The 6017-nt window shown below is 43.8% G+C and carries 6 protein-coding genes; 2 read left to right on the top strand and 4 right to left on the bottom strand.

The annotated features are described in order from the left end of the window. Window positions 1–9 precede the first annotated feature (9 nt). The 3 genes from HWQ36_RS12430 to HWQ36_RS12440 all read right to left on the bottom strand — a co-directional run bounded on the left by HWQ36_RS12430 (window position 10) and on the right by HWQ36_RS12440 (window position 3752). Complete coding sequence (locus HWQ36_RS12430; protein WP_292702669.1) at window positions 10–1179, bottom strand: NDP-sugar synthase; 1170 nt, start codon at window positions 1177–1179, stop codon at window positions 10–12. 231 nt (window positions 1180–1410) lie between these two features. Then, window positions 1411–2241, bottom strand: coding sequence for a ScpA family protein (locus tag HWQ36_RS12435; protein WP_292702672.1), 831 nt, complete (start codon window positions 2239–2241; stop codon window positions 1411–1413). A 425-nt stretch (window positions 2242–2666) separates the two neighbouring features. Next, complete coding sequence (locus tag HWQ36_RS12440) at window positions 2667–3752, bottom strand: AI-2E family transporter (protein ID WP_292702674.1); 1086 nt, start codon at window positions 3750–3752, stop codon at window positions 2667–2669. A gap of 126 nt (window positions 3753–3878) precedes the next feature. Here HWQ36_RS12440 and pdxH point away from each other — a divergent pair, with 126 nt between their 5' ends. After that, on the top strand, window positions 3879–4523 hold the full coding sequence (pdxH, locus tag HWQ36_RS12445; protein WP_292702677.1) for a pyridoxamine 5'-phosphate oxidase: 645 nt from the start codon (window positions 3879–3881) through the stop codon (window positions 4521–4523). Window positions 4524–4727: 204 nt separating this feature from the next. Here the strand turns inward: pdxH and HWQ36_RS12450 are convergent, their stop codons facing one another. Beyond that, entirely contained in the window at window positions 4728–5351 is a 624-nt protein-coding gene (locus tag HWQ36_RS12450) for an FMN-dependent NADH-azoreductase (protein ID WP_292702679.1), read from the bottom strand. Between the two features lie 147 nt (window positions 5352–5498). On the opposite strand from HWQ36_RS12450, the gene HWQ36_RS12455 reads away from it, so the two are divergent. Further along, window positions 5499–5834: a helix-turn-helix domain-containing protein gene (locus HWQ36_RS12455; protein WP_292702682.1), complete on the top strand. Its 336-nt coding sequence runs from the start codon at window positions 5499–5501 to the stop codon at window positions 5832–5834. Window positions 5835–6017 lie beyond the last annotated feature (183 nt).

A 6017-nucleotide genomic window follows, 5' to 3' on the forward strand; every position in this document is an offset into this window, starting at 1 on the left:
CCCCATTCCCTAATTCGCGTTTGTCCCCAGCAATTCCTCTATCGCTTGTCGCTCAACAGGGGTGTGAGATGGTGGTATCTGACGAGCATCGGTAATTAGCCAGTCTAAAGCAGCCGCTTGGACATCTATAGCGGCCCCAGTTTTATCTACGCAATAACGCCCAAACACTAGCTTATCGACTAACCTGACTCCTGGCCCTAAGCGCGACCATTCAAAAATCACGCTATTTTCTACTGTTGCGCCACTACATATCCAACAATTGGGGCCAATCATCGCTGGTCCGACAATTTTCGCTCCGTCTTCTATTCTTGTCATCCCACCAATGTAAACCGGGCCTGTGATATCCACTTTGTCCCAATTTACGGCGACATTTAAGCCAGTATAAATACCAGGGGCGACTTCATGACCAGGAATTTGTACATTTTTGATTTCACCCAGCAGTACACCACGAATCGCCCGCCAATAGTCTGGGACTTTACCAATATCTACCCATTCAAAGTCCATAGGAATGGCGTAGAAAGGGGCTTTGATTTCTACCAATTTAGGAAATAATTGGCTACCAATGTCATATTCAACACCAGAGGGGATGTAATTAAACACCTCTGGTTCAAAGATGTAAATACCTGTGTTGATGTTGGTGCTGAGGGCTTCTTCAGTTGAAGGTTTTTCTTGGAAAGCTTTGACACGACCATCTTCGTCAGTCACAACCACACCATAGCTAGAAACTTCTTCCTTGGGGACAGATTTTGTAATAATAGTAGCGATCGCCCCTTTAGCTTTATGCCATTTAACCGCCGCAGTTAAATCTAGGTCGATCAACGCATCACCGCACAATACCACAAAGGTATCATCAAAAAACGGTGAGAAGTCTTGGATGCGGCGCATCCCTCCAGCAGAACCGATTGCTTCCCCTACCAGTTTACCGTCATCATCAATTTTGCCTTCAAAGGAATAGGCAATCTGCACCCCAAACCGTTGACCATCACGGAAATAATTTTCTATTTCCTCAGCCAAATGACTGACGTTGACCATAATCTGGTCAAATCCATGTTGGCGTAACAGTTCTAGCAAGAACTCCATCACTGGCTTTTGCAGGATGGGAATCATTGGCTTGGGAATTGTATAGGTAATCGGACGCACACGAGTACCTTTGCCAGCCGCGAGAATCATGGCTTTCATAAAAATTTATTCCTCAACCACAAGCCAGTTTACTTTCATCGAGTGATACTTAATCATCAGTTTTTATTTCTGCTCTAAGTCATCCCCAAAACAGGGATAACAGGAATTTAGCGGTTATTACAACCATCTATATACTTAGATGACAAGCGATCGCTTATCTTTTCAATTTACTCGGATTTTGAGACTGAATCAAAAATCTGTAAATTATCTGTAGGGCTACTTTTCGCTTTTTTAGTTCATCGACTGCTCAAAAGGTTTACTGGTCTTAGCTGAATCTGTAAGTAGCCGAACTTTAATCTCATGGTAAAACTCCTCTTGAAATAGCTCTACTTTCGATTGAGCCGAAAGTAGTAGTAGCGCCCAGAAAACGCTAACTAAATGACTGTGTTTAGACTCATGTCCAGACCCATTTTGGTTGAGAATCTTTGTCTGAGTCCACAATTCTACAAGTTGTTCTAAATTCAACCAATTTTGTTCTGAATTTAGCTCTCTGGACGATAAATTCAACACTTGTTCGAGTTCTCCAGCTACTTCTGTCAGATTTTCTTGGTGAGCTAACTCCAGCGCCTCCCGCATACTTTGAACACTAGGCAAACGTCTCGGACGGATAGGTTTGCTAACTTTTTCTACTAGTTTTAGCTGGTTTGCCATAATCTGCAATTGCTTAATTAACTCTTGCAGAGTCACCCGGCGCTTTGGTGGCGGCATTGCCGATGCACGACGACGCAATTGCCGTTCTAATGGTAAACGAGGGCCATGATGTGATATTCCGTCTTCATCTTCCAGCATGGCATCAGCTAATACACCATCTTGAATATTTCCTACTGTTGACAATTGCATCAATGTATTAGCTTTGAATAATACCAGCATTGATGCTGATAAAAATGCCTGTCCAGATTGAGACAAATCCGCTTCATAGCCTCTTCCTATTGACTCCGGTGCCATCAGTTCTAAGTAACGGTCAATCACCTCAATTACTTGGACATCCCAAGGGTCAATTTCTCCTTGTTCAGCTTGGTAAATCAGGAGTGTGATTGTTTCTAATAGCTCGGAAGCTTCCATCAACGGGTTCTAAGTTAATTAATGAGAATCGAAAGACTATAAATTCAACAGTAAACTCATTGACTCTTGGCAAAGCGTGTACTTTAGACATTCGCTTGTGCTTCTTTTAATTAGGAATTGCCTGCTGGCAGTATCCTCTGAAATTTGTAATCAATCACCATTGTGAATTGTGAGATCAGAATGTGCAACTTTTGATATTGGGGATTGGGGATTGGGCACTTGTACTGAGCGACTTGTGCCGAGCCTGTCCTGAGCGTAGCCGAAGGGCGGAGCCGAGGTAAGCCGAAGTATTGGGCATGGAAAAGAGACAAGGGAGACAAGGAAGAGGGGGGAGACAAGGAAGAGACTATTCAATAATTCCCCCTTGTCCCCCTTGTCTCCCTCATCTCCCCCTGCTCCCCCCAGCTAAGAGCTCCCCTGCCGTCCTAATCAGGGGGCGGGTCATGAGCAATGGTGACAGTTGATACAAAATCACTCGGTTTGCCGCTCTTAATCGCATCAAAAGTGCCTTTAATAGTACCAGCAATGGGAACAGCAACCAGCGTTCCTAACAGCCCAGCAATCTCAAATCCCATCAAAATAGCTACAAAAATCCAAATGGGATTCAGTCCGATAAAGTTGCCGAGTAACCTGGGAGCTAACAGGTTATCTTTAAGCTGTTGCATAAGAATTGCCGCGATCGCAACTTGAACTGCTAACCACCAATTTTGCAGTAGTACTAAAATCGTCACTAGACCAATGCCAAGAGATGCCCCGATAAAGGGAATAAGTTCTGAAATCCCAATTAATATGGCAAACAACAGCGCAAAGGGTACTTTCATGATTAAGAAAATTGGTGTCAGGGTTAGCATCATGAATAGTCCTAGCAACAACTGACTAAGGAAGAAGTTCTGGAAATTTAGGCTTAAGGATGCGGTAAGAGGCTCTCCAATATTAGAGGGCAAAACATTGACCAGACCATACCAGACGCGATCGCCATATAAAAGCATATAAAATGCAAGCACAATGACTAACACTACGTCAAGTAATCCTGATAACAGTGTCCCAGCAAATCCCACTGCCCCAGTAGCTAGCTGTTGCACCAGATTCTGAATGTTGGCATTGATTTGACTGCTTACAACCCTGAGATCAATCGGCAAACGCCGTTGTTTTGCCAGCATCTCAAACTGCTCTAAGTTTGCTTGACTAGCGCCTAACCAATCAGGGATCTTATTTAACAGTTGGATTGTTTGGTCAATGATCAACGGCACTAGGGTGACACCCAGAATCCCAAACAGGGTTAATGTTGCTAGTAAAACTATGATTACCGCCTGAGTGCGCGTGATTTGGGCCCGTTCAAAGAATTTAACTGGATAATTTAGTAGAAAAGCTAAAATCGCCGCAATGCTCAAGACGGTAATGGGATGCTGGAAGTATCGAAAAAGCACGGACAGTAGCCAGACATTAAGAGCGATAATTGGACCGCTCAGACCATAAATTAACAGGCGTTGAAGGGATGCCGAACGGCGCATTTTATGCAACCTATTTTAGATATTTCTGAGAGAATTTGTAAAATTCTGGATGGTACTGATTATCATCATAGATATTTTTACCAAGTATATGTATAAGTGTATCTGATAGCAAGGAAGTAAATCAAAATGGACAAAATCGTAGCTGACCTCCGCAAAGACTACACCTTGGAAGGTTTGAGCGAACTCGAAGTAGACCTCAATCCTTTTATCCAATTTAAAAAATGGTTCGATCAGGCTCTAGCAGGTCAACTCCCCGAACCCAATGCCATGACCCTTGCTACCGTCACACCAGATGGTAAGCCCTCAGCCAGAATGGTGCTACTGAAAGATTTTGATGAACGGGGCTTTGCTTTCTTCACCAACTACAACAGCCGCAAAGGACAAGAACTAGCAGAAAATCCTCTGGCGGCTTTAGTCTTTTGGTGGGCAGAACTGGAACGTCAAGTTCGGATTTGTGGGTATGTAGAGAAAGTTTCCGAAACTGAATCCGACCAGTATTTTGATACTCGCCCTCCTAACAGTCGCCTGGGTGCGTGGGTATCTAATCAAAGTGAGGTGATAGAAAGTCGAGAAGTTCTAGAGCGACGGTTACAGGAGTTTTACAGCAAATATGAAAATCAAGAGATCCCCCGACCGCCTCATTGGGGAGGTTTACGAGTGATCCCTACAGAAATTGAGTTTTGGCAAGGACGCTCTAGCCGCTTACACGATCGCTTGCTCTATAGCCGTTTAGATAATGGCACTTGGAAAATTGAGCGGTTGTCACCTTAAACAATTCGTAGTTCGTAATACTTCGGCTACGCTCAGTACAAGTTCGTAATTCGTAATGACGCTTTCTACGAAACGCTCCCTGTAGCTTGCTTGTCTAGTAGGGGTACGCGGACTCGCTAATGTCTGTCACAAAACATAATTACGTTCGCGGAGCGTGCCGGAGGCTCTATTACGAATTACGAATTAGTAATTATGATAAATGCATTACCACTGAGCGATCGCATCTTGAATTGCTGCCCTTGCTTCTGATAGAGATTGGGTACGGGCATCATCACCTTCGTTCAGGCTATTAGCGTTAATAAATTGAATGTCTGTAAGCCCAATCAAGCCGAAAACCGCACGCAGGTATGGTTCTTGGAAGTCGTAAGCAGCGTAAGGAGATGTGGCGCTAAAGTCAGCGCCGCGAGCTGTAATAATCACCGCCTTTTTACCTTCGACTAACCCTCTTAAACCGCCTTGAGCATCTATAGCAAAAGTCCGGTTAATGCGAAAGATTTGGTCGATATAAGCCTTAAAAGTGGAAGGGATATTGAAGTTATACATTGGCACTCCGAAGATGTAGCGATCAGCAGCCAAAAACTCATCAATCAGTTCGTCAGAAATCCTAATTGCCTCAGTTAATTCTGGAGTATGGGTTTCTAGTGGTGAAAATGCCGCTGCAATCCAAGCTTCATCAACGTGAGGAATTGGGTGACGCCCTATATCTCGATAGGCGATCGCATCTTCAGGATGCGTTGCTTTCCAACTACTGACGAATTCTTTAGATAGTTCTCGTGAGTGCGATCGTTCAGCACGGGGGCTGGAATCAATATGTAGAATGTTTACCACCAAATATCTCCTGATTAGTTAAGATTTACTCTTTGACTTTTTTTGAGTCTAAATTCAAAGCATTACATCAGATACTAAAAGTAACTAGTTACTAAAGTAAAGTAGTTACTTTATAGTAACTATTGGAAAACTTTGGCGAACTTATCGATGTCTGTCTCTAAAAATTCTGATGCTTGCCCAATCAGCATTCTGATGTCTTTACTATCAGGCCCTTGGACAATGTATATACTGTGGGTGTTGTGTAATAGTGGGCCTACTCGCTTTGGTGCATTGAAGCGGCAAGTAGATGGTATCTCTACCAAAGTTTTAACAGAAAGACTGAGGATGCTTGAGGCAGCAGAGATTATTTATCGCCAATATGAGCCGACTGTTCTACCCCAAGTAACTTACGGTTTGACAAAACGGGGTCAGGAACTTATTGAAATCCTTCATCAACTCAATGTACTTGCTGAACGCTGGTATGGCAGCGAACAACGGGAATAGGGAATGGGGGATGAGGGGGATGAGGAAGATCAGGGGGAATTATTGAATAAATCTCTCCCTTGTCTCTTTCCAATGCACAATACTTCGACTTACCTCGGCTTCGCTCGGCACAAGTCGCTCAGTACAAGTGCCCAATGCCCAATACTTCGACTTACCTCGGCTTCGCTCGGCACAAGTCGCTCA

Source organism: Nostoc sp. NMS2, from assembly GCF_017115105.1.
Lineage (GTDB): Bacteria > Cyanobacteriota > Cyanobacteriia > Cyanobacteriales > Nostocaceae > Nostoc.